The 22254-nt window shown below is 61.3% G+C and carries 20 protein-coding genes; 13 read left to right on the top strand and 7 right to left on the bottom strand.

Going from position 1 to position 22254, the window contains the following annotated elements:
* The first annotated feature begins 6 nt into the window (after positions 1 to 6).
* The 4 genes from CCGE531_RS17615 (at position 7) to CCGE531_RS17600 (ending at position 5771) form a co-directional block, all read left to right on the top strand.
* Positions 7 to 645, top strand: a complete 639-nt coding sequence (locus CCGE531_RS17615; protein ID WP_120665604.1) for a LysE family transporter — start codon at positions 7 to 9, stop codon at positions 643 to 645.
* Positions 646 to 673: 28 nt separating this feature from the next.
* A complete protein-coding gene (gene lpdA / locus CCGE531_RS17610; RefSeq protein ID WP_120665601.1) occupies positions 674 to 2080 on the top strand; it encodes a dihydrolipoyl dehydrogenase in 1407 nt (468 codons plus the stop codon).
* A 113-nt stretch (positions 2081 to 2193) separates the two neighbouring features.
* Positions 2194 to 5055, top strand: coding sequence for an insulinase family protein (locus tag CCGE531_RS17605; protein WP_120665599.1), 2862 nt, complete (start codon positions 2194 to 2196; stop codon positions 5053 to 5055).
* Between the two features lie 203 nt (positions 5056 to 5258).
* Positions 5259 to 5771, top strand: a complete 513-nt coding sequence (locus tag CCGE531_RS17600) for a DUF2867 domain-containing protein (RefSeq protein ID WP_162943923.1) — start codon at positions 5259 to 5261, stop codon at positions 5769 to 5771.
* Here the strand turns inward: CCGE531_RS17600 and CCGE531_RS17595 are convergent.
* Positions 5749 to 6840 (bottom strand): TraB/GumN family protein, encoded by a 1092-nt coding sequence (locus tag CCGE531_RS17595; RefSeq protein ID WP_120665596.1) that lies wholly within the window; start codon positions 6838 to 6840, stop codon positions 5749 to 5751. The two genes, CCGE531_RS17600 and CCGE531_RS17595, sit on opposite strands and share 23 nt — an antisense overlap.
* A gap of 130 nt (positions 6841 to 6970) precedes the next feature.
* A complete protein-coding gene (locus CCGE531_RS17590) occupies positions 6971 to 7906 on the bottom strand; it encodes a tyrosine recombinase XerC (protein ID WP_120666921.1) in 936 nt (311 codons plus the stop codon).
* Positions 7907 to 8149: 243 nt separating this feature from the next.
* Here CCGE531_RS17590 and CCGE531_RS17585 point away from each other — a divergent pair, with 243 nt between their 5' ends.
* Positions 8150 to 9094, top strand: coding sequence for a 1-acyl-sn-glycerol-3-phosphate acyltransferase (locus CCGE531_RS17585; RefSeq protein WP_120665594.1), 945 nt, complete (start codon positions 8150 to 8152; stop codon positions 9092 to 9094).
* Between the two features lie 25 nt (positions 9095 to 9119).
* The gene (locus CCGE531_RS17580) at positions 9120 to 10256 is read left to right on the top strand and encodes an AAA family ATPase (RefSeq protein WP_120665593.1); all 1137 of its coding nucleotides are present in this window, start codon (positions 9120 to 9122) and stop codon (positions 10254 to 10256) included.
* A 138-nt stretch (positions 10257 to 10394) separates the two neighbouring features.
* On the opposite strand, the gene CCGE531_RS17575 is transcribed toward CCGE531_RS17580, so the two are convergent.
* The 4 genes from CCGE531_RS17575 to CCGE531_RS17560 form a co-directional block, all read right to left on the bottom strand.
* Positions 10395 to 11039: a glutathione S-transferase family protein gene (locus tag CCGE531_RS17575; RefSeq protein WP_120665591.1), complete on the bottom strand. Its 645-nt coding sequence runs from the start codon at positions 11037 to 11039 to the stop codon at positions 10395 to 10397.
* 264 nt (positions 11040 to 11303) lie between these two features.
* Positions 11304 to 11663 carry a TfoX/Sxy family protein gene (locus tag CCGE531_RS17570; protein ID WP_120665588.1) on the bottom strand — a complete coding sequence of 120 codons (360 nt, stop codon included), beginning with the start codon at positions 11661 to 11663 and terminating at the stop codon, positions 11304 to 11306.
* The gene (locus CCGE531_RS17565; RefSeq protein ID WP_162943922.1) at positions 11638 to 11973 is read right to left on the bottom strand and encodes a nuclear transport factor 2 family protein; all 336 of its coding nucleotides are present in this window, start codon (positions 11971 to 11973) and stop codon (positions 11638 to 11640) included. The genes CCGE531_RS17570 and CCGE531_RS17565 overlap by 26 nt, the downstream gene beginning before the upstream one ends.
* Positions 11966 to 12538 carry a TetR/AcrR family transcriptional regulator gene (locus CCGE531_RS17560; protein WP_162943921.1) on the bottom strand — a complete coding sequence of 191 codons (573 nt, stop codon included), beginning with the start codon at positions 12536 to 12538 and terminating at the stop codon, positions 11966 to 11968. The genes CCGE531_RS17565 and CCGE531_RS17560 overlap by 8 nt, the downstream gene beginning before the upstream one ends.
* Before the next feature lie 353 nt (positions 12539 to 12891).
* Between CCGE531_RS17560 and CCGE531_RS17555 the strand changes: the two genes are divergently transcribed.
* The 7 genes from CCGE531_RS17555 (at position 12892) to CCGE531_RS17525 (ending at position 20827) form a co-directional block, all read left to right on the top strand.
* Complete coding sequence (locus CCGE531_RS17555) at positions 12892 to 15123, top strand: primosomal protein N' (protein ID WP_120665580.1); 2232 nt, start codon at positions 12892 to 12894, stop codon at positions 15121 to 15123.
* Between the two features lie 109 nt (positions 15124 to 15232).
* Positions 15233 to 15616: a DUF4345 domain-containing protein gene (locus CCGE531_RS17550; protein WP_120665577.1), complete on the top strand. Its 384-nt coding sequence runs from the start codon at positions 15233 to 15235 to the stop codon at positions 15614 to 15616.
* A 262-nt stretch (positions 15617 to 15878) separates the two neighbouring features.
* Positions 15879 to 16445, top strand: a complete 567-nt coding sequence (locus CCGE531_RS17545; RefSeq protein ID WP_120665574.1) for a F0F1 ATP synthase subunit delta — start codon at positions 15879 to 15881, stop codon at positions 16443 to 16445.
* Positions 16445 to 17974 carry a F0F1 ATP synthase subunit alpha gene (gene atpA, locus CCGE531_RS17540; protein ID WP_120665571.1) on the top strand — a complete coding sequence of 510 codons (1530 nt, stop codon included), beginning with the start codon at positions 16445 to 16447 and terminating at the stop codon, positions 17972 to 17974. The genes CCGE531_RS17545 and atpA overlap by 1 nt, the downstream gene beginning before the upstream one ends.
* Positions 17975 to 18003: 29 nt before the next feature.
* Complete coding sequence (locus tag CCGE531_RS17535) at positions 18004 to 18888, top strand: F0F1 ATP synthase subunit gamma (RefSeq protein ID WP_120665569.1); 885 nt, start codon at positions 18004 to 18006, stop codon at positions 18886 to 18888.
* A 23-nt stretch (positions 18889 to 18911) separates the two neighbouring features.
* Positions 18912 to 20342, top strand: a complete 1431-nt coding sequence (atpD, locus tag CCGE531_RS17530; RefSeq protein ID WP_120665566.1) for a F0F1 ATP synthase subunit beta — start codon at positions 18912 to 18914, stop codon at positions 20340 to 20342.
* 77 nt (positions 20343 to 20419) lie between these two features.
* Positions 20420 to 20827 (top strand): F0F1 ATP synthase subunit epsilon, encoded by a 408-nt coding sequence (locus tag CCGE531_RS17525; protein ID WP_069613408.1) that lies wholly within the window; start codon positions 20420 to 20422, stop codon positions 20825 to 20827.
* Between the two features lie 420 nt (positions 20828 to 21247).
* Here the strand turns inward: CCGE531_RS17525 and CCGE531_RS17520 are convergent, their stop codons facing one another.
* Positions 21248 to 22153, bottom strand: coding sequence for a LysR substrate-binding domain-containing protein (locus CCGE531_RS17520; RefSeq protein ID WP_120665563.1), 906 nt, complete (start codon positions 22151 to 22153; stop codon positions 21248 to 21250).
* Positions 22154 to 22254 lie beyond the last annotated feature (101 nt).

Raw genomic sequence — 22254 nt, 5'->3', positions numbered from 1 at the left:
GACAAGATGCAATATATTCTCGAATTCCTCGGCCTGATGGCGGTGTTCTCGATCTTCATCGTCGTTCCCGGCGCCGATTTCGCCGTCATCCTGCGCCAGAGCATCGTGCATGGCCGGCGTGCCGCCATGATGACAGGGCTCGGCATGGGCTTCTCGCTGCTCTTCCACATCAGCTACACCATTCTCGGCCTCGGCCTGATCGTGTCGCAGTCGCTTGCCCTGTTCAGCGTGGTGAAGTGGGCCGGCGTCCTCTATCTCGTCTATCTGGGCATCAAGTCCTTCCGTGAGCCGGGCTTCAAGGTGAAGGATGTCGAGATCACCGAGGCGGACCGCAAGCCGATTTCCGTCTGGCGTTGCCTGGTGACGGGCTTCATCACCAATGCTCTCAACCCGAAGCCGGTGCTGTTCTTCCTGTCGCTGTTTTCGACGCTCGTTCATCACGACACGCCGGCGCTCATCCAGTTCAGCTACGGCATCGGCATGGCGGTGGCGCTTGTCGCCTGGTTTGCCGGCGTTTCCACCTTCTTCACCGTCAAGCCGGTCCGCGATCGCTTCATCGCGTCAGGCAAATGGTTCAACCGCATCACCGGAGCGGCGCTCGTCGGCTTCGGCATCCGCCTCGCCTTGGCGCGGGCGGCCGACTAACAGAGATAGAAAACAAGGAAATTAAGACATGTCCTACGATGTGATCATTATCGGAACCGGCCCCGGCGGCTATGTCTGCGCAGTCAAGGCAGCGCAGCTCGGCCTGAAGGTCGCGGTCGTCGAAAAGCGCGCGACCTATGGCGGCACCTGCCTCAACATCGGCTGCATCCCCTCCAAGGCGTTGCTGCACGCTTCCGAAGTGTTCCATCATGCCGGCCATGGCATGGATGCGCTCGGCGTCGAGGTTGCTGCGCCGAAGCTCAATCTTGAAAAGATGCTGGCGCACAAGGACGCGACGGTTAAGTCGAATGTCGACGGCGTCGCCTTCCTCTTCAAGAAGAACAAGATCGATGCCTTCCAGGGCACCGGCAAGATCGTTTCGGCCGGCAAGGTTGCCGTCACCGCCGACGACGGCAAGGTGACCGAGATCGAAGGCAAGAATATCGTCATCGCCACCGGCTCCGACGTTGCCGGCATTCCGGGCGTGTCCCTCGAAATCGATGAGAAGATCATTATCTCGTCGACGGGCGGCATCGCGCTCGACAAGGTACCGGGCAAGATGATCGTGGTTGGCGGCGGCGTCATCGGTCTCGAGCTCGGCTCGGTCTGGTCGCGCCTCGGCGCCAAGGTCACCGTCGTCGAATATCTCGACACCATCCTCGGCGGCATGGACGGCGAAGTCTCCAAGCAGTTCCAGCGCATGCTCGCCAAACAGGGCATCGAATTCAATCTCGGCGCCAAGGTCGTCGGTGTCGAAAAATCAGGCAATGGCGCGAAGGTCACCTTCGAGCCGGTCAAGGGCGGCGACAAGGTCGTGCTCGATGCCGATGTCGTTCTCGTCGCCACCGGCCGCAAGCCCTACACGGCAGGCCTCGGCCTCGAAGAAGCCGGCGTTGTGCTCGACGCCAGAGGCCGCGTCGAGATCGACGGCCACTTCAAGACCAATGTCGCCGGCATCTTTGCCATCGGCGACGTCGTGAAGGGGCCGATGCTCGCGCACAAGGCGGAAGACGAGGGTGTGGCGCTGGCCGAAATCCTCGCCGGCCAGGCCGGCCATGTGAATTACGACGTCATCCCGAGCGTCGTCTACACGCAGCCGGAAGTCGCCTCTGTCGGCAAGACCGAGGAAGAGCTGAAGGCCGCGGGCATCGCCTACAAGGTCGGCAAGTTCCCCTTCACCGCCAATGGCCGCGCCCGCGCCATGCTGGCGACGGACGGTTTCGTCAAGATTCTGGCCGACAAGGAAACGGATCGCGTTCTCGGCGGCCATATCGTCGGCTTCGGCGCCGGCGAGATGATACACGAGATTGCCGTGCTGATGGAATTCGGCGGCTCCTCGGAAGATCTCGGCCGCACCTGCCACGCGCATCCCACGATGTCGGAAGCCGTCAAGGAAGCCGCTCTCGCGACCTTCTTCAAGCCGATCCATATGTAAGATCGGACGGCCCCGGCGAGACAAGCGCCGGGATTGCAATGCTTGCCTGATGATGCGATGTACGGGGCTCCCGTGCATCGCATCGTCCGATCGTTCTCACCAACAAAGCAAGCATGTCACGCCAAATCCCAGCCGCTTACCCATCCCTGAAACTTTTCGTTGCGACGGCGTTCGCTTTCCTCGTTACCGTTGCGGCGCCTGTGCATGCCGAAGCGCCGGTTGCGGGTTGGCCGCAGGCGGCCAGCGACCTGCCCGCGGAGCAAGGAATTCGTTTCGGGATCTTGCCGAACGGCATGCGCTTTGCCGTCATGCACAATGCGACACCGGCGGGCCAGGTGGCGATCCGCTTCCGTATCGGCGCCGGTTCGCTGCAGGAGCGTGACGACCAGCAGGGCCTGGCGCATTTCCTCGAGCATATGGCCTTCAAGGGCTCGACCCATGTTCCCGAAGGCGAGATGGTGCGCACTCTGCAGCGTCTCGGCCTGGCCTTCGGCGCGGATACCAATGCGTCCACAAGCTATGGCGAAACCGTCTATGCGCTGGATCTGCCGGAGGCCAATCCGGAGACGGTTTCGACCGGGTTGATGCTGATGCGGGAGACGGCCAGCGAGCTGAAGCTCGATGCCGGGGCCTTCGACCGCGAGCGCGGCGTCATCCTTTCGGAAGAGAAGCTGCGCGACACGCCGCAATATCGCGGCGGGACCGGCTTCCTCAATCAGCTGCTGCCGGGCCAGCTCGTGCCGCAGCGCTCACCGATCGGCAAGACCGACATCATCAACAATGCTCCGGTCGATCTCGTGCGGGACTTTTACCGCAGCTATTATCGCCCGGATCGCGCCACGCTGATCGTGGTCGGCGATGTCGATGCCGCCGCCATCGAAGCCGATATCCGCAACCGGTTCGGCAATTGGGCCGCCGCCAACCCTGCGCCGATCGATCCCGATCTCGGCACGCTGGAAAAGCATGGCGAACGCGTCGGTACGGTCGTCGTGCCGGGTGGCGCTACCCGCGTTCAGCTCGCCTGGACACGCCCCTATGATGCTTCGCCTGATATGGCCGCCAAGCGTCGCGCGCAGCTGATCGAGGATATCGGTCTCGCCGTTCTCAATCGGCGCCTGTCCCTTCTGGCACAGCAGCCCAATCCGCCCTTCGTCAATGCGCAGGCCGGTGCGCAGGACTTCTTCAAGTCGGCCCGCGTCGCGTTGATTGCCGCCGATAGCGATTCCGCCAAGTGGCAGGCAGCACTTGCGGCCATCGATCAGGAGCAGCGCCGCATCGCGCGGTTCGGCGTCGATCAAAGCGAGATCGACCGCGAAATCGCCGAATATCGTTCCACCCTGCAGGCGGCTGCGGGCGGGGCGGCTACGCGGACCAGCCCGGACATTGCCTCATCGCTCAACTGGAGCGTCGGCGAGCGCCTGGTTTTCACCTCGCCCGCGGACGATCTTTCGCTGTTCGATACCGCGATGAAGGGCCTGAGCGCGGATGAAGTCAATCAAACCCTTCAGCGCGTCTTCGCCGGCAACGGCCCGCAGCTCGTGCTGCAAATCCCGCAAATGCCCGAGGGTGGCGATGCCGCCGTCGAGAAAGCCTACGCCGCGTCACGCGCCGTTGTGGTCACCGCGCCGGAGCAAGCGGCCGCGATCGCCTGGCCCTATACCAATTTCGGGCAGCCTGGGACCATTGTCGAACGGCGCTCGGTCGATGATCTCGGCATTACCATGGTTCGCTTCGCCAATGGCGTCCGCCTGACGGTGAAGCCGACGAAGTACCGCCTCGACGAGGTGCTGGTACGCGCCAATATCGGCCATGGCCGGCTGGACCTGCCGCAAGACCGTCCGCTGCCGATATGGGCGGCGCCGGCACTGCCGCTATCAGGCCTGAAGGCCATCGGCTATGACGACATACAAAAGGCTTTTGCTGAAAAGGTCGCCGGCAACGATTTTGCCATCCAGGATGCCGCCTTCAAATTCGAGGGCGCGACGCGGCCGCGCGATCTGGCGGCGCAATTGCAGCTTCTGACGGCCTATGCCTCTGATACGGCTTACCGTCCTGACGTCTTCAAGCGGGTGCAGCAGGCCTACCTGAACAGTCTTGCTCAGCTTCAGGCGGCGCCGGGCAGCGTGGTCGGTCGCGATCTGCCCGGCCTCCTGCACTCCGGAGATCCGCGCTGGGTATTCCCGAGCCGGTCGCAACTGCTCGATGCCAGGCCGGAGGATTTCGAGGCGCTTCTGCAGCCGCTCCTTTCCAAGGGGCGGATCGAGGTCATCATCGCCGGCGACGTCGAGGTCGATGACGCCATCCGCATGACCGCCGAAACCTTCGGCGCGCTGCCGCCGCGCAGCGACGCGCAGGGTCAGGTCAACAGCGCCGATGTGCATTTTCCCGCGCCGACCGTAGAGCCGGTCATCCGGCTTCACGACGGGCGAAGCGACAATGCCGGCGCAGCCGTCGCCATGCCGATCGGCGATTTTCTCTCGGATCTGCCCAGAGCCGCCGCCGCAAATGTGACCGGGGCGATCCTGCAGAATCGCCTGGTCGACCAGTTCCGTCTCGCCGAGGGAGCAACCTACAGCCCCCAGAGCGAAGTCGATCTGTCGAGATCGATCCCAGGCTACGGCTTTGCCTATGCCTATGTCGAGACGACGCCGGCCAAGCTGGATCACTTCTTCGATCTGGTCGACAAGATCGCCGGCGATCTGCGCGTCGGAGATGTTTCGCCGGATGAGCTGACGCGCGCGAAGGCTCCGATCATCGAGGAGGTCAAGCGTTCGCAGCAGAGCAACAGCTACTGGCTTCAAAGCCTGCAGAACGCCCAGACGGACCCGCGTCGCCTCGAACGGATTCGCAGCGCCATCAGCGGTTATCAGGTCGTGACCGCACAGGACGTCCGCGCCATCGCGACGACCTATCTGAAGCCGGCAACCTCCTGGCGGATGAAGATATTGCCGGCCGGCGGATCGGCGGTGCGTTAGACCGGCTCAGCTTTTCACTGCATCCCTGAACCGCTCTATCTCATTGTTTTCACGCAATTCCTGATGGAAAGCCGCTGCGCACTTTTCCTGGAATTGCGCTAGCCTGCCGTCTGCCGGCCAAATTGCCGCAGCCGACGTTTGTCGATCGGGTAGCATCGCAATGTGTGGTAGCTTGCAGACGTCGAATGAAGGCGGATGAAACCATGTCTGCAAGGCCTTTGATGGTGAAGCCCCTTATGCCGCATCCGGCGTTGCCGGATGCCGATTGGGCTGACTGCTACGAACTGAATATCCCGAACTCGGATCTGACGGCCATTGCCGCTGCCCAAACGATGCTCAGCCGCTTTCCGTTTTGGGTACGGCTGCTGATACGAGTGCGCGATGCGGTAACAGGCTTGTTTGGGTTGAGATCCAGCAGCGACCTTCGGGCGGACGAGCTGGAAAAAATCGGCTTCTTTCCCATCGTCAGCAAGTCCGACCATCAGGTTGTGCTCGGGTTCGACGATCGGCATCTCGATTTTCGGGTCGTCATCGACGTGCGGAACGACGATCAGGGGCGTCGACTGGTCGATGCCACGACGCTCGTTAGGCGGAAAATATTGCTTGGACGGATCTATCTCGCAATCATCACGCCATTCCATCGGCTGATCGTCGCGACGACGCTTTCGAATTTGAGCAAGCGGATGCGAGCAGTCAGTTCACCGCCGTCACTGTAAAGCCCTGCTTGCGAAGCAGCGCCACCAGACCCTGGTCACCGACGAGGTGAAGCGCGCCGACAGCGATGAAGGCGTTGCCTCGGTCGAGAACCGGCGCGGCGCGTTCGGCCATCACCTTGTTGCGGTCGAGGATGATGCGCTGCTCGAAGGCGGCGGTATCGTCGTCCGTGATCTTCTGGTCCGGCTCGATCACCTTCAGCATCGGGATCATCGCGCCGATATTGCCGGCGAGATAGAGGCCGGTCATCGTTTCGTTGACGTCGTTGATCTTGTTGCCCAGTTCCAGCGTCTGCATCAGCGATTTCAGATGCAGCGCGATCGGCAGATCGCTCATGGCCTTGGCCTGCTCGGCCAGCGTCTCGAGGCCGACGACCTTCTTGCCCTTGGCGGCGGCATCGCCTGCCAGCTTCTGATCGAGGAACTTCGTGCCGACCGCCTTGCGGCGAACCTCGCAGCCGGTCATTTCGAAGGAACTGGAGATCAACCAGGGCTGCATGCGCGAGACGGCGGCGAGCGTCAGGCCGCGCTCCTTCAGACCGGCTTCCAGCCGGGTATTGTCTTCAGGCGACAGATGCTCGCTGATGGTCGATCCGTCGGTCAGCATCGTGAGCGAGGGATTGGCGAAAAGGGCAAGGGCTGCCTTCTTGTCATCCAGGATCTCGTCGGATTCGACGATGATCGCATCGGCGCCGGCAGCGGCGTCCGCGGCGCCCTTCGGCATGGTGAGCACGCGGGAATCCGAGACATGCATGGTGCCGAGCAGCCATGAGGGCTTCAGGCCGGGCTTTTCGATCTTCCAGAAGATGCCCTTGCCGTTTTCCACCTTGTCGCCAGCGGTGATGATGGAGGCATATTTGGCCGGATCGGTCTTTTGAAGTTCGGCCATAAGATCCTTGCCGCCGCAACTATCTGAGACAGCACCTTCCGCATGCGCCGGCTGCAGCGTCAGCATCGTCGCGATCAGCAGGATCGCCAGCGTCAACGGAAAGGCCGTGGCAAGCCAAAGCATGATATCGCCAGGCGCCGGCTTCATCGACCGCATCGTCCTGGATCCGAGGGCAGAAATCATCAAAATCTTCCGTTTGCAGCGGGCGTGATCCCTAACGCTCGAAAGCGGCTTTCGGGAGGCATGCCGAGACATGGTTCTGCTTTATGCGCACGAGACGGAGATTTCCTTAACGCAAGAAGTTAATCTTTTCTTACGCGCGGGGATGAGCGCGGTCGTAGACCTCTAGCAGGCGCGAGGAATCGACGCCGGTATAGACCTGGGTCGTCGAGAGGCTGGCATGGCCGAGCAGTTCCTGGATGGTGCGCAGGTCGCCGCCACCGGCGAGCAGATGGGTGGCGAAGGAATGGCGAAGCGCATGGGGCGTGGCCGTATCCGGCAGGCCGAAGGCGCTGCGCAGCTTCTGCATGCCGTGCTGAATGATGCCCGGCTGCAGTTTGCCGCCACGCGCGCCGCGAAAGAGCGGGCCGTCCGCATCGAGATGGTAAGGGCAAATCGCCCGGTAGTGGTCGACCGCTTCTGCAACGATGTGCAGCAACGGCACCAGCCGTGTCTTGTTGCCCTTGCCGGTGATGCGCAGCGAGGTTGCGCCCGGCGGAAAATCCTGCGGCTTCAGATCGAGCGCCTCGGAAATGCGCAGGCCGCAGCCGTAAAGCAGGGTCAGGACCGCGGCGTCGCGCGCGGCGATCCAGGGTTCCTCGTGCAGCTGCGATTCGTCGCTGACGACGGTGATCGCCTGCGTGTCGGAGAGCGGTTTGGGAAGCGATTTCGGCTGCTTCGGCGAGCGCACGGCGGCAGCACCGGCGGCGTTGACCAAACCCTTCTTTTCGAGGTAGCGCAGCAGCGAGCGAAGGCCGGCGAGATTGCGCCCAAGCGAGCGAGCGCCGGCGCCATCTTTTCGGCGGGCGGCGAGAAAGCCGCGAAAGTCGGCGGGGCGCAGCGCGTGGATATCGGCGATCGTCGCCGGACCGCCGAGATGGCCGGTGAGGAACGTCAAAAACTGCCGTGTGTCGCGCTCATAGGCATTCAATGTGTGAGCGGCGAGCCGCCGCTCGTGACCGAGCGCTTCGAGCCAGCGGCTGCGCTCCGCCATCAACCCTGAGTCGGCGATGATCAACAATTCGTTCAGTGGAAAACCCCTTGAAATTCGGATTCCTTCTGCCACTTTGAAGGAAGGAAGGTTATGGAATCGCTAACTTTCCCGCTGCTCCAGGCATGTTTCCACATGTGCCCGGGGATGCGGCGGCACACAAAACGGCATGCAGGCCTGCTCCCATATCCCCGGTGGTTCGGTGGCTGTATGCGGGGCGCTTGTCATGCTTCGATCATATTCGATTGCGATAGAATATTTCCCAACCATTCAGGACACTTCATGGCACGCCGCGGGTCGATAACTGCACTGGGACAGCTTGCAGAGGCGATCGCTTTGGTGTCCCAGGGTCAGCCGGGACATATTGTCGATACTTTGATCGCCGAGCGTGGCCAGAAGATCGTCCGCAATCCGCTCTGGCCGCTGATGCGCCCGTTTCTCTACACGCTGCTGCGCTACAACAAGGCGATCGAATTCGCCGATGATGTCGCCAAGCTTTCGGGCTTCCAGTGCTTCGAATATATGAGCGATCTGCTGCGGCTCGACATCGGCGTCACCCACGCTGATCGGATTCCCGCCTCCGGCGGCTTCATTCTTGTCAGCAATCATCCGACAGGCATTGCCGACGGCGTTGCGGTCTTCGATCTTCTGAAATCGCGCCGACCCGATATGATGATCTTTGCCAATCGGGACGCGGTGCGGGTCAATCCGCGCTTTGCCGAGATGATTATCCCTGTGGAGTGGCGCGAGGAATATAAGAGCAAACCGAAGACGCGCGAAACGCTGCAGCTGACCAACCGCGCTGTTGCCGACGGCAAGGTCACGGTGCTGTTTCCCTCCGGCCGCATCGCCTACTGGGCGAACGGCAGGCTCAACGAGCGCCCGTGGAAAACGTCGGCCGTGGGCCTGGCGCGCAAATACAATCTGCCGATCCTGCCGGTTCATCTGACGGCGCGCAATTCCGGCCTGTTCTATTGGTTCGCCAAGTGGTCGACCGAGCTGCGCGACATGACGGTCTTTCACGAGCTGCTCAACAAGCGCGGCGACCGCTTCGATTTCCTCGTGGGCAATCTCATCCCCGTCGAACATCTGGATGGCGATGTGAACGAGGTGACGAAGGCACTGGAGAAGCACACGGTCGTCGACCTTGCCGCCGACGGTAATGCAACCTTCTCGCCGCTTGTTCCCACCGAGCAGGACCAGCCCCTGGTTTCGCATTCTCTTTAACGTGGGAATCGGCTAAACCCCGGGCATGCAGCTACGCTCCATGTTTGCCCGGAATTATCGCTCCCTGCGCTCGATCCGCATGGATCTCTCCGACGTCAATCTCTTCATCGGCGAGAACGGTGTGGGCAAGTCCAATCTCTATCGCTCGCTGCAGCTCGTGCAGGCGGCGGTTCGCGGGCGGCTGGCGCATGAAATCTCCAGCGAGGGCGGCATGTTCTCGGCCATGTGGTCGGGCAAGCGGCGTTCGCATGAATCCGCCCGCATCCGCTTCGATGTCGAGCTGCTCGATATGGAACGGGCGGCGACCTTCCGCTATTACATTGAGGCCGGCATGCGGCCGCCCTTGGCATCCGCCGGATTTCCGCTGGAGCCGCAGGTCAAGGCCGAGGAACTGTCGATTGAAACAGGCCGTCGGCCGGTGACGATGATGAAGCGCGATGGACCCGGGATTGCCGTTCGTGGCGAAGGCGGCCGCATGGAGCAGCACCGCGAGCAGGCGCTGACGTCTGAGACGGCGATCGCGTTGCTGGGTGATGCCGGATACTATCCTGAAATCGGTACCTTCCGGCGCGCCGTCGACGCCTGGCGGTTCTATCATGGCTTTCGCACCGATCGCGGCTCGCCGTTGCGCGCGCCGTGTCTTGCCGTGACATCGCCCATGCTGGACGAAGACGGAGCCAACATCGCGACCGTCTTTGCCACCCTCGTGCATACGCGGGAAGATACCATTGAGCTCGACCGGGTTCTTGCGGCAGCGCTCGGTGGCGCGCGGCTCGTCGTGCCGGAGCCGCGGGAGGCGGCCGATTTCGGCCTGATGCTGCCGGAATTTTCCAATCGCGTCTTCCAGCCACGCGAGCTTTCCGATGGCCAGATCCGTTTTCTCGGTCTTGCCGCGGCCTTGATGTCCTATCGCCTGCCGCCGCTGATCGCGCTCAACGAGCCGGAGGCAAGCCTGCATCCGGACATGCTGCCGCCGCTTGCCGACATGATCGCCGAGGCGGCGAAAACGAGCCAGATCTGGATCGTCACCCATTCCGAAGGTCTGGCAGAGGCCGTGCGCGAGCGCTGCGGTGCCAAGCCGCGCCGGGTGATCCGCGAAGACGGCTCCACCTGGATCGACGGCATGCGGCTGACCGGCGAGATCGACGATGACGATGAATAAGGGACGATCCGACTTCGCCGCCTTCCAGCCTATGCACCTCATGAAACGGGAGTAGAGCCGCTCTGCTGAATGATCATGCGGTGGCAGATGCCACCATCCTGGGCGGAGGTGTTCGCGGCAACTTTGCGCCAATAGCGGTCATTGGCCCGAAACTCTGGCGTTCCAAGCTTTTGTGTCCTGACATGTTTCCATGGCGCGCTTGTAGGCATCGCGCTGGGTGGTTCTGGCGATATAGGCTTGCTCCGTCTCGCCGTAGACCAATCCTTTGGATCTTCGCGCGAACTCCAGGGCGTAGATCACCGAAATATCGGCTGCCGTGAACATTTCGCCGGCAATATAGGGTGTGCGTGCGAGCTGCCGTGTCACCAGTCCCAACCGGTTCTCGAATACCGCCTGTGCCATGCGGGCGCCCCAGTTGTTACGCTCGGCCTCCGGCGCAAGATTGCGGCTGACGGCGACGACATACATGAAGGTCGCAAGGCTGGCTTCGCCAAGATGCAGGAATTGCTGGTATAGGGGAAAGGCGGGATGGCGTGGGGACGGCGCAAGCGGCGTCGGTCCGTATCGCGCCATCAAATATTCCATGATCGCGATCGACTCGACCATCGTGACTTCGCCGTCCCGAAGTGCCGGAATGAATCCGGCTGGATTGATCGCCAGGAATTCTGCGTCATCGGCAACTCCGGCTATCAGGTCTACGGGCCTCAGTCGGTACGGAAGGCCCATTTCCTCCAGAAGCCAGACGACCCGAAACCCTCTTCCTTCACCGTAAACCGTGATCATGGCCCATCTCCTTCTCGCCGAGGAGCCGACGTCCGTCCGCCAGTGCCTCTAAGACGCACGAGCGTGTGGCGATCCGACATCGCAGTGAAAAATTGTTGAAAAACGCCGAACGGCGGATGTCCGGCTCGCGCTAAAAGCTGCCAAGTGACATCGGCAGCTTTTAGCGCGAGCCGGAGCGGGCGCGGAGGAACCAAAAATCCTCTCCTCCCAACTGAACCGCGTCTGTCCCAGGGCGATGATGTCAGATGTTCGATGAAATCGAGATCATGATATGTTTATCGCGCGCGCAGTCCAATGGTGCAACTTGTCGATGTCATCCATTACATCGTCTGGGGCCGAAAAATAGCGCCCAACAACGACCAGCCTTCCATCTTTGTGATAACTAAATGGCTGACTGCCCGCCGCTTCAAGCTCGGCCCGCATGGCGGGATCGGCGATGAAATACAGGACATCACGCATCAGGATCGCGAATTGCTTTCCTGCCGCACGGAACTGCCAACCACCAAAAAACCGCAGAGTTTCGACTTTGACTAACCGATTGAACTCCGCTTCCAGAAAATCAACGAAATCCGGTTTACGTGCCGTTGCCAAATCGATCTCAAAAAAATCCTGTGAACGACGCAAATTTCCCCTCGGGTGTCAGTCTCGCATGACTTGTACCCAGCATGATCGTAGCGCGATTGCCGTCGACCAGCTTCCAGTTGGCGAGCGATTGCTCATGATGTTCGCGTACGTCGACTATCTCAAATGCGGTTCCAGGGAACTGAGTTTGAAACTCGCCCATGTACTGGGAAAAGGCCTTGCGTCCGGTTAGCTCGACATTGGGGTCCGTATAAGTGACATTATCTGACGTCAACGCCGCGAGCGCTGCATCGCGCTCCGCTTGCGGTTGCGACCAGCTTTTGCTGTAACGACTCCAATTGGCTTCAGACATGGTTTTCTCCTGTAATTGAATTGATTTCGGCATAGATGATAGCGCGTAAGTCTTGGTTTGAATGACCGTGGCGGATGAGCACAAGCAGCCCCTGGTAGAGGACCAATAGCTTGAGCGCTCCCTGCCGTGATCCCGCGATAATTCCGATTCGAAGGAGCACTTTTTCAAAAGCGCTGAGCAAAAGCTCAAATCCTTGTGAAACGCCGTCTGTGACCGGACCGCCCTCGCCAGCGAATTCAACGGCGGTATTGGTCAACAGGCAACCTGCTGAACCACCGCCGGGCTCATCGAGTAATGACAGAAACATCGAAAGCAGGCCCGCGCCAGGATCGTCCGCTTCGAGATGACGATGGATGCGATTGGCAACCACGTACGCATTGTAGTGATTGATAGCTCTGACGAACAGTCGATCCTTAGAGCCAAAGCTATTGTAAAGGCTGCCGGACGATACTCCTGTGTCTTTCTCAAGTGTTTTTATGGAAACACCAGCGAAACCACGCCGTCGGAAAATCTCCATGGCTGAAGTCAGCGCTTGCTTCTCGTCGAACTCGACTGGTCGAGCCATGTGCTTCTCCATTCTAATATGGTCATTCTATAACAATCATATTAGAATGGAGTCAACACGAAATCGGTTCTTATGGAGAACGCTGATTTCGTATCTTAAATCTCACAGTGCGGGGTCAGTTCCGACGCGTCCTTGCTCACGCTGGCAAGGTCAAGGGCTGAGCCCACAGATTCTAATAGCCCTTGGAAGTCGCTTCTGACTTTGATAGTCGCTTCGGGCCGATTGTGGTCATTGGTGGTGTTGCCGCACAGGGCCAGACATTCGCCGGAGTTGCGGACCGTTCGCATTTTGCGCGTGCTCTTGAGTAGCTGCCGGGTTTTCTTTTGCGCTCGTCCGGGGCATGGTCTGGCGCAATGAGCAAAGATTCTTCCGATCTGTTCGGTGCGCTTTTCGAGGCGGCGCCCGCGAAGCCTGTCATGAGCCGCACGGTTCCTGTTCTCGTGCCGATGCCGGCGCCGAGGGCCTATTCCTATGCCGTGCCCGAGGGCATGGCGGTGGAGCCGGGTTCGGTCGTGCAGGTGCCGCTCGGGCCGCGGCAGGTCATCGGCGTCGTCTGGGATGGTGATGACGACGGCGGTGTCGATCCGAAGAAGCTTCGGCCGATCAGCCATGTGTTCGATTGCCCGCCGCTCGGCAAGCATATGCGCGATTTCGTCGATTGGGTCGCGACTTATACGCTGTCGCCGCCGGGGCTGGTGGCGCGCATGGCCTTGCGGGCGCCGGCCGCCTTCGATCCCGAACCGATGATCGAAGGGCTGCGCTTTATCGGAGGCCAGCCGGAGCGGCTGACGCCGGCCCGCGCCAAGGTGATGGAGATTGCCGCCGACGGGCTATCCTGGACGCGCACGGGGCTGGCGCACGCGGCGGGGGTTTCCACCAGCGTCATCGACGGGCTGATTTCGCAGGGCATTTTCGAGACCATTTTTTTGCCGCCGCCCCCGGTCGTCGCCAAGCCAGACCCGGAATTCACTCTTTCGCGGCTGCAAGGACCGCAGAAGGAGGCGGCCGACGAGATCCTGGCTGACGTGCGCAAGGGCGAGTTTGCGGTTTCGCTGATCGACGGCGTTACCGGCTCCGGCAAGACGGAGGTCTATTTCGAGGCCATTGCCGAAACGCTGAGGCGCGGCAAGCAGGTGCTGATCCTCTTGCCGGAGATCGCGCTGACGGCAAGTTTTCTCGATCGCTTTCAGGATCGCTTCGGCGCCAAGCCGGCCGAATGGCATTCCGATCTTGCGCCGCGCATGCGCGAAAAGGTCTGGCGCCAGGCCGTCACCGGCGAGGTCAGGGTCGTGGCCGGCGCGCGCTCGGCGCTCTTTCTGCCTTTCGAGGATCTCGGCCTCATCATCGTCGATGAAGAGCACGATCCCGCCTACAAGCAGGAGGACCGGGTCTATTACAATGCGCGAGATATGGCCGTGGTGCGCGGCCGCATCGGCGATTTTCCCGTGGTGCTGGTCTCGGCGACCCCTTCGGTCGAAAGCCAGGTCAACGGCCAGAGCGGGCGCTACACGACAATCCATTTGCCGACCCGCTTTGGCGATGCAGCACTTCCAGACCTGCACCTGATCGACATGCGCCGGCATGCGCCGGAGCGCGGCGGCTTTCTTTCGCCCGTCATGATCCGCGCGATCGGCAAGACGGTTGCCAAGGGCGAGCAGGCGCTCTTGTTCCTCAACAGGCGCGGCTATGCGCCGCTGACGCTCTGCCGCGTCTGCGGCCACCGGTTCCAGTGCCCGCAATGCTCCAGCTGGTTGGTGGAGCACCGGTTTCGCGGCCAGATCCAGTGCCATCAATGCGGCTATGCCGAGCGCACGCCGGAAGCCTGCCCCGAATGCGGCACGCTCGATCACCTCGTCGCCTGTGGGCCAGGCGTCGAGCGCATCGCGGAAGAAGTGGAGCGGCATTTCCCCGAGGCGCGGACGATCGTGCTGTCCTCAGACATCATGGGCGGCGTCAAGCGGCTGAGGCTTGAGCTCGATGCGATCGCCAAGGGCGAGGCTGACATCGTCATCGGCACGCAGCTCGTCGCCAAGGGACACAATTTTCCGCTGATGACGCTGGTCGGCATCGTCGACGCGGACCTAGGCTTGGCCAATGGCGATCCCCGCGCCGCCGAGCGGACGTTCCAGCTCCTGTCGCAGGTGACGGGACGCGCCGGGCGAACCGGTCTTGAGAGCCACGGATTGCTGCAGACCTACCAGCCGCAGCATCCCGTCATGCAGGCGATCGTATCAGGCGACGCCAGCGCCTTTTACGAGCGCGAGATTTCGGAGCGCGAAAGGGCCATATTGCCGCCCTTCGGCCGGCTCGCCTCGATCATCGTGTCCGCCGACACGAGGCAGGATGCCGAAACCCACGCACGAAGCATGCGCAACGCGGCGCCGCAGGTGACCGGCATATCGGTGCTCGGCCCGGCGGAAGCGCCGATCGCGCTGGTGCGCGGCCGCCATCGCTTCCGCCTGCTGGTGCACGGCCGGCGCAATTCCGACATGCAGGGTTTCCTTCGCGCTTTGCTGGCGCAGTCACCGAAGGAGCGCGGCTCCGTGCAGGTTCAGCTCGATATCGATCCGCAAAGCTTCTTGTGATTGATGCGGCAGATATCTTGACTGCGCCTTCCCCTTGCAACCCGGATCATGCCATAAGTCGGCCTTCTCAACTGCGTGATTTGCGCGCCGGCTGATTTGAGGGCGATCGATGGAGCTTTATTTTCCGACCGAATTCGGCGAGCGGCTTGCCTATTGTTCGGCTGCAGTCACGGCGTTGATCGGCCTCTTCCTGATGTTTGCGCCCGGTTACGCCTATCGCTTCCTCAAGCTGCAGGTGAAGGAAGGGCGGTCTGAAGCCTATGCCGAGGCTCGGTCGGCCGGCGGCTTCATGGTCGGCCTGGGGCTGGTGGCGATCCTCCTGGCGCAGCCGATGATCTATCTCGCGCTCGGCGCCTCCTTCGGCGTCGCGGCGTTCGGCCGCATCCTGTCGCTGATGTCTGATCGTGGCAGCTTATTTTTGAGTCTTCTCCTTCTGGTTGTGCAGGCGATTCTCGCGACGCTACCTTTTCTCTATGGGCTGGGCTATATTTGAGCCGAAAACGACTCCGGCGCGGCCTTATTTGCCTGCGCTATCCCCATGCTTCGTGAATTTTGGCATCATAAATTCGCCCGAATGGCGTATTCGTCGATTACGCGTGTTGCGAGTCTCAATATCCTATGTTAGACGAACCCCGAATTTCGGATGAGGTGGGAGCGCGCTCCTGCTGATTTCTGGGGGAAATCAAAACGAATTCAAGGACATATGGCTTCCGTCTCCCGGGAGCCGAGTTCTTGGGTTGAAATCAGGGAATTTTGTGCCCGTGGCAGACACATCCCAGCATATTTCTGGTGTTGCAGAACGATATGCCTCGTCGCTGTTCGAGTTGGCCCTTGAAGAAGGTGCGGTGCCGGCAGTGACTGCCGATCTCGATCGGTTCCAAGCCATGCTCGACGAAAGCGAAGATCTGAAGCGTTTCGTCCTCAGCCCGGTCTTTTCGGCCGAAGAGCAGGTCGGCGCGATCCAGGCGCTGGCAACGAAGACCGGCTTCGGCGCCTATGTCACCAATTTTCTGAAGCTTGTGGCCAGCAACCGGCGCCTTTTTGCGCTGCCGGGCATGATCAAGGCTTTCCGTATCATCGCCGCCCAGCATCGCGGCGAGATTTCCGCCGAGGTCACCTCGGCCCATGCGCTCACCCCCGCGCAGGAAGATGAATTGAAGGCGGCGCTGAAGGGCGTCACCGGCAAGGACGTGGCAATTGCCGTCACCGTCGATCCGACGATCCTCGGCGGCCTGATCGTCAAGGTCGGCTCCCGCCAGATCGATACGTCCCTTCGCACCAAACTCTCCACCCTTAAGCTTGCATTGAAAGAGGTCGGCTGATGGATATCCGCGCAGCGGAAATTTCCGCAATTCTGAAAGATCAGATCAAAAACTTCGGCAAGGAAGCTGAAGTCTCCGAAGTCGGCCAGGTTCTCTCCGTCGGTGACGGTATCGCCCGCGTCTACGGTCTGGACAACGTCCAGGCCGGCGAAATGGTCGAATTCCCCGGCGGCATCCGCGGCATGGCGCTGAACCTCGAATCCGACAATGTCGGCGTGGTTATCTTCGGCTCCGACCGTGACATCAAGGAAGGCGACACCGTCAAGCGCACCGGCGCGATCGTTGACGTTCCGGTCGGTCCGGAACTGCTCGGCCGCGTTGTCGACGCGCTCGGCAACCCGATCGACGGCAAGGGCCCGATCAATGCGACCCGCCGTTCGCGCGTCGACGTCAAGGCTCCGGGCATCATCCCGCGCAAGTCGGTTCATGAGCCGATGTCGACCGGCCTCAAGGCTATTGATGCTCTGATCCCGGTTGGCCGCGGCCAGCGCGAGCTCGTCATCGGTGACCGCCAGACCGGCAAGACCGCCATCATTCTCGACACGATCCTGAACCAGAAGGCCATCCACGATGCCGGCCCGGACAGCGAAAAGCTGTACTGCGTCTACGTCGCCGTCGGCCAGAAGCGTTCGACCGTTGCCCAGTTCGTCAAGGTGCTCGAAGAGCGCGGCGCGCTGAAGTATTCGATCATCGTTGCGGCAACCGCTTCCGACGCGGCTCCGATGCAGTTCCTGGCTCCGTTTGCCGGTTGCGCCATGGGCGAATATTTCCGTGACAACGCCCAGCACGCCCTGATCGGCTATGACGACCTTTCCAAGCAGGCCGTTGCCTATCGTCAGATGTCGCTGCTGCTGCGCCGCCCGCCGGGCCGCGAAGCTTACCCGGGCGACGTCTTCTATCTGCATTCGCGTCTCCTTGAGCGCGCTGCCAAGATGAACGACGAATTGGGCGCCGGCTCGCTGACCGCTCTGCCTGTCATCGAAACCCAGGGCAACGACGTTTCGGCCTTCATTCCGACCAACGTGATCTCGATCACCGACGGCCAGATCTTCCTCGAAACCGACCTGTTCTATCAGGGCATCCGTCCGGCCGTTAACGTCGGTCTGTCGGTTTCGCGCGTCGGCTCGTCCGCGCAGATCAAGGCGATGAAGCAGGTTGCCGGCTCGATCAAGGGCGAACTCGCCCAGTATCGTGAAATGGCCGCCTTCGCCCAGTTCGGTTCGGACCTCGATGCCGCAACCCAGCGCCTGCTGAACCGCGGTGCACGCCTGACGGAACTCCTGAAGCAGCCGCAATTCTCGCCGCTGAAGACGGAAGAGCAGGTTGCGGTGATCTTCGCCGGTGTCAATGGCTACCTCGACAAGGTCGCGGTTCCGCAGATCGGCAAGTTCGAACAGGGCCTGCTGTCCTACCTCCGTTCGGAAGGCAAGGAAATCCTCGACACGATCCGCGCCGAAAAGGCCATCAGCGACGCGACCAAGGGCAAGCTCACCGCTGCTCTCGATAGCTTCGCCAAGTCTTTCGCCTGATCGGGACTCACTTCTAGGACGGATACCGGATGCCTTCACTTAAGGATCTGAAAAACCGGATCGCCTCCGTCAAGGCGACGCAGAAGATCACCAAGGCGATGAAAATGGTCGCCGCGGCGAAGCTTCGGCGTGCCCAGGAGGCGGCTGAGGCCGCACGGCCTTATTCGCAGCGCATGGGCGCCGTTCTCGCCAACATTACCGCTGCCGTCAGCGATGCGGATGACGCACCCCTGCTGATGACCGGCACCGGCAAGAGCAATGTGCATCTGCTTGTTGTCTGCACGGCCGAGCGCGGTCTCTGCGGCGGTTTCAATTCGCAGATTGCGCGCTTCGCCCGCGATCATGCCCGCAAGCTGCTGGCCGAAGGCAAGACGGTGAAGATCTTCACCGTCGGCAAGAAGGGCCACGACATCCTGCGTCGCGAATATGCCTCGCTGATCATCGAGCGCAAGGAATTGCGCGACGTCAAGCGCATCGGCTTCGACAATGCCGATGCGATCGGCAAGCGCGTCATCGAGATGTTCGAAGCTGGCGAGTTCGATGTCTGCACGCTGTTCTATTCCGAGTTCAAGTCGGTGATCAGCCAGGTGCCGACGGCGCTGCAGCTCATTCCGGCCTCGGCTCCGGCTGTTGTCGAAGAAGACGCCGCTCACAAGGGCGCCGTCTACGAATATGAGCCGGATGCGGCTTCGATCCTCGCGGACCTGATCCCGCGCAACATCTCCGTCCAGATCTTCCGCGCGTTGCTCGAAAACGTCGCCGGCGAAATGGGTGCCAAGATGAGCGCGATGGACAACGCGACGCGCAATGCCGGTGAGATGATCAACAAGCTGACGCTGAACTACAACCGTCAGCGTCAGGCGCAGATCACCAAGGAATTGATTGAAATCATTTCGGGCGCGGAAGCGCTCTGAGGTTAGGAAAAGAGGGTAAGATTATGGCTGACGCAGCTAAGGCCGCAGTTTCGGTCGGCAAGGTTACGCAGGTTATCGGCGCCGTCGTGGACGTTTCTTTCGACGGCGATCTGCCGAAGATCCTGAATGCTCTCGAAACCAGCAACAACGGCAACCGCCTTGTTCTGGAAGTCGCGCAGCACCTCGGCGAAAACTCGGTCCGCACGATCGCCATGGACTCCACCGAAGGTCTGGTTCGCGGCCAGCCCGTTTCCGATACCGGCGCTCCGATTTCGGTTCCGGTCGGCCACGAAACGCTCGGCCGCATCATGAACGTCATCGGCGAGCCCGTCGATGAAGCCGGTCCGCTGGTGACTGCCCACAAGCGCGCCATCCACCAGGACGCTCCGTCCTACGTCGAGCAATCCACCGAAGGCCAGATCCTGGTCACCGGCATCAAGGTCGTCGATCTGCTCGCGCCTTATGCAAAGGGCGGCAAGATCGGCCTGTTCGGCGGCGCCGGCGTCGGCAAGACCGTTCTCATCATGGAACTGATCAACAACGTCGCCAAGGCGCACGGTGGTTACTCGGTGTTCGCAGGCGTGGGTGAACGTACCCGCGAAGGCAACGACCTTTACCACGAAATGATCGAGTCCGGCGTCAACAAGCACGGCGGCGGCGAAGGTTCCAAGGCAGCGCTGGTTTACGGCCAGATGAACGAACCGCCGGGCGCCCGCGCTCGTGTCGCTCTGACCGGTCTGACGGTTGCCGAGAACTTCCGCGATGAAGGCCAGGACGTTCTGTTCTTCGTCGACAACATCTTCCGCTTCACCCAGGCAGGTTCGGAAGTGTCGGCTCTGCTCGGCCGTATTCCTTCGGCCGTGGGCTATCAGCCGACGCTCGCCACCGACATGGGCCAGATGCAGGAACGCATCACCACGACGACCAAGGGTTCGATCACCTCGGTTCAGGCCATTTACGTTCCGGCCGACGACTTGACCGACCCGGCGCCGGCAACTTCGTTCGCCCACCTGGACGCAACGACGGTTCTGTCGCGCTCGATCGCTGAAAAGGGCATCTACCCGGCTGTCGACCCGCTCGACTCCACCTCGCGCATGCTCGATCCGTTGGTCGTCGGCGAAGAGCATTACGAAATCGCTCGTAAGGTTCAGTCGACGCTGCAGCGCTACAAGGCCCTGCAGGACATCATCGCCATCCTGGGCATGGACGAACTGTCCGAAGACGACAAGCTCTCCGTTGCCCGCGCCCGCAAGATCGAGCGCTTCCTGTCGCAGCCGTTCTTCGTCGCCGAAGTCTTCACCGGTGCGCCGGGCAAGCTCGTTGCGCTCGAAGACACGATCAAGGGCTTCAAGGGCCTGGTCAACGGCGAATACGACCACCTGCCGGAAGCTGCCTTCTACATGGTCGGCTCGATCGACGAAGCGATCGAAAAGGCCAAGAAGCTGGCTGCCTGATAAGGCCAATCCATCGGCGCGCGGCACTGCCCGCGCGCCTTTGCCTTGCGAATGAGACAATCGAGAAGTGACGGGCCATGGCTGACAATTTCAATTTCGAACTGGTTTCTCCGGAGCGCCTGCTGCTGTCGGAACAGGTCATCGATGTCGTCATCCCCGCGACCGAAGGCGAGATGACCGTCATGGCGAACCATGCGCCGACCATGACGACGATCAAGCCGGGCGTCGTCAAGGTGCATTCCGCTTCGGGCAAGAAGCAGGACTATGTCGTTTTCGGCGGCTTTGCCGATATCCTGCCGACCGGCTGCACGCTGCTTGCCGAATCCGCCGTGCCGGTCGAGGACATGAGCCGCGACGAGCTGGACCGCCGCATCAATGCCGCCAAGGCAGAGCTTGAAGATGCCGAGCATCACGAGCACAAGTCGCGCCTGGAGCACTTCATCATGGAACTCTCGCATCTGCGTGGCTCGATCCCGCAGGATTGATGCGATCCCAAAGTGGTGAATGAGATGAAAGCGGTCCTATGGGCCGCTTTTTTGTTGGAGGAGCCGGGGCCATCCTCGCCCTTCGAGGCTTCGGCTGCTTACTTCAAGGTGGGGTGGAGCAAATCACAGGGTTGGGATAACATTCGGTGCGAACCCGGGCCACCTCGTGGTTCGAGGCATCACCGTTTTCGCTCCGCTTAACGGCGTTGCATTTCACCATGAGGTGGAGCACGCCCTGTGGCGAGGCACGCAAGAGCCCCTGTGGAGAGGCACGCAAGATTAGTCCTCATGGTGAGGTGCGAAAGCCCCATGAGCTTGTCGAATGGGGGCTGAAGCCTCTAACCACGAGGGCGGGTGGCGAGCGACTGCAACTCCGACTTCTCAAAGCGGAGGGGTGAGAAGATTCCTCCCGAAATCCCATCAGACCTGTTGCCCCTGCAGCAGAAACCGGTGCAGCTGGGCCGCTTCGGGAGACAGCGAGCGGAAACGAGGAGCGCCGAGATAGTATCCGAAGCCGCTTTCCACGCGATCGTTGCCGACGGTGACGAGCGCGCCTGACTGCAGATATTCCTCGATGAGGCCGAGGCTGCCGAGCGCTATGCCTTCGCCCCTGAGCGCTGCTTCCACTGCCATGATATAGGTCGAGAATGACAGGCGCGGCCTCGGCAGCTTGCCTTTCAAGGGATCGCCGATGCGGCCGAACCATTGGCGGAAGCTGATCCAATGGGCGTTGGCGCGCTCGTAGTCGATGAGATCAAGCCCGGCGATGTCGACCGCTGTCAGCGCCTCCGGGTCGAGGCCACGGACAGCCAGATAGTCCGGCGATACGATCGGCACCAGCACCTCCTTCATCAGCGGCGTCAGGCTCCAGCGCGGATGTTCACCCGTGGAATAGATGATGATGAGGTCGTTGTTCTCCGAGGCAAGTTCCGAATGGACGTCCGTCGTCAGCAGGCGCACGGAGATGCCTGGGCTCTCCTTGCCGAAGTCCCTGAGCCGCTGCCCGAGCCAGAGATGCGAGATCGAGCCGCTCGCCGCAATCGAGATGATCTCGCCCGTACCGGCGCGAAACGGCTCCAGGCTCTCCTCCAGATATTCCAAAGTGGCGCGCACGCGCTGGAACAGCCGCTCACCATCCGGCGTCAGCGCCAGATTTCGGCCGCGCCGGGTAAAGAGCGTCGCGCCGAGGTGATCCTCGAGCCCCTTGATGCGGCGGCTGACGGCGGCCTGGGTGATGTTCAGCTCGCGGCCGGCGCGGGAAAAATTCATGGCGCGCGCGGCCGCATCGAACACGCGGAAGGCCTCCAGCGGTATTTTCTCCAGCATGAGTTCTCCATAACTTCAGATCATCAATATTCCCGATAATTGCCCGGATTTGAAGATCTGAAATTGTGATGCAAGATTGTGGCATCATTTTCGGCCGCTTT

The organism is Rhizobium sp. CCGE531, from assembly GCF_003627795.1.
Lineage (GTDB): Bacteria > Pseudomonadota > Alphaproteobacteria > Rhizobiales > Rhizobiaceae > Rhizobium.
The sequence above is the reverse complement of the archived record's forward strand: the minus strand, read 5'-3'. Positions and strand labels throughout refer to the sequence as shown.

What these genes read in the sequence shown, in the direction of transcription:
- CCGE531_RS17615 (WP_120665604.1), top strand. Translation starts at nt 7, where the DNA reads ATGCAATATATTCTCGAATTCCTCGGCCTGATGGCGGTGTTCTCGATC.
- lpdA (WP_120665601.1), top strand. Translation starts at nt 674, where the DNA reads ATGTCCTACGATGTGATCATTATCGGAACCGGCCCCGGCGGCTATGTC.
- CCGE531_RS17605 (WP_120665599.1), top strand. Translation starts at nt 2,194, where the DNA reads ATGTCACGCCAAATCCCAGCCGCTTACCCATCCCTGAAACTTTTCGTT.
- CCGE531_RS17600 (WP_162943923.1), top strand. Translation starts at nt 5,259, where the DNA reads ATGTCTGCAAGGCCTTTGATGGTGAAGCCCCTTATGCCGCATCCGGCG.
- CCGE531_RS17595 (WP_120665596.1), bottom strand. Translation starts at nt 6,840, where the DNA reads ATGATTTCTGCCCTCGGATCCAGGACGATGCGGTCGATGAAGCCGGCG.
- CCGE531_RS17585 (WP_120665594.1), top strand. Translation starts at nt 8,150, where the DNA reads ATGGCACGCCGCGGGTCGATAACTGCACTGGGACAGCTTGCAGAGGCG.
- CCGE531_RS17580 (WP_120665593.1), top strand. Translation starts at nt 9,120, where the DNA reads ATGCAGCTACGCTCCATGTTTGCCCGGAATTATCGCTCCCTGCGCTCG.
- CCGE531_RS17575 (WP_120665591.1), bottom strand. Translation starts at nt 11,039, where the DNA reads ATGATCACGGTTTACGGTGAAGGAAGAGGGTTTCGGGTCGTCTGGCTT.
- CCGE531_RS17565 (WP_162943922.1), bottom strand. Translation starts at nt 11,973, where the DNA reads ATGTCTGAAGCCAATTGGAGTCGTTACAGCAAAAGCTGGTCGCAACCG.
- CCGE531_RS17560 (WP_162943921.1), bottom strand. Translation starts at nt 12,538, where the DNA reads ATGGCTCGACCAGTCGAGTTCGACGAGAAGCAAGCGCTGACTTCAGCC.
- CCGE531_RS17555 (WP_120665580.1), top strand. Translation starts at nt 12,892, where the DNA reads ATGAGCAAAGATTCTTCCGATCTGTTCGGTGCGCTTTTCGAGGCGGCG.
- CCGE531_RS17550 (WP_120665577.1), top strand. Translation starts at nt 15,233, where the DNA reads ATGGAGCTTTATTTTCCGACCGAATTCGGCGAGCGGCTTGCCTATTGT.
- atpA (WP_120665571.1), top strand. Translation starts at nt 16,445, where the DNA reads ATGGATATCCGCGCAGCGGAAATTTCCGCAATTCTGAAAGATCAGATC.
- CCGE531_RS17535 (WP_120665569.1), top strand. Translation starts at nt 18,004, where the DNA reads ATGCCTTCACTTAAGGATCTGAAAAACCGGATCGCCTCCGTCAAGGCG.
- atpD (WP_120665566.1), top strand. Translation starts at nt 18,912, where the DNA reads ATGGCTGACGCAGCTAAGGCCGCAGTTTCGGTCGGCAAGGTTACGCAG.
- CCGE531_RS17525 (WP_069613408.1), top strand. Translation starts at nt 20,420, where the DNA reads ATGGCTGACAATTTCAATTTCGAACTGGTTTCTCCGGAGCGCCTGCTG.
- CCGE531_RS17520 (WP_120665563.1), bottom strand. Translation starts at nt 22,153, where the DNA reads ATGCTGGAGAAAATACCGCTGGAGGCCTTCCGCGTGTTCGATGCGGCC.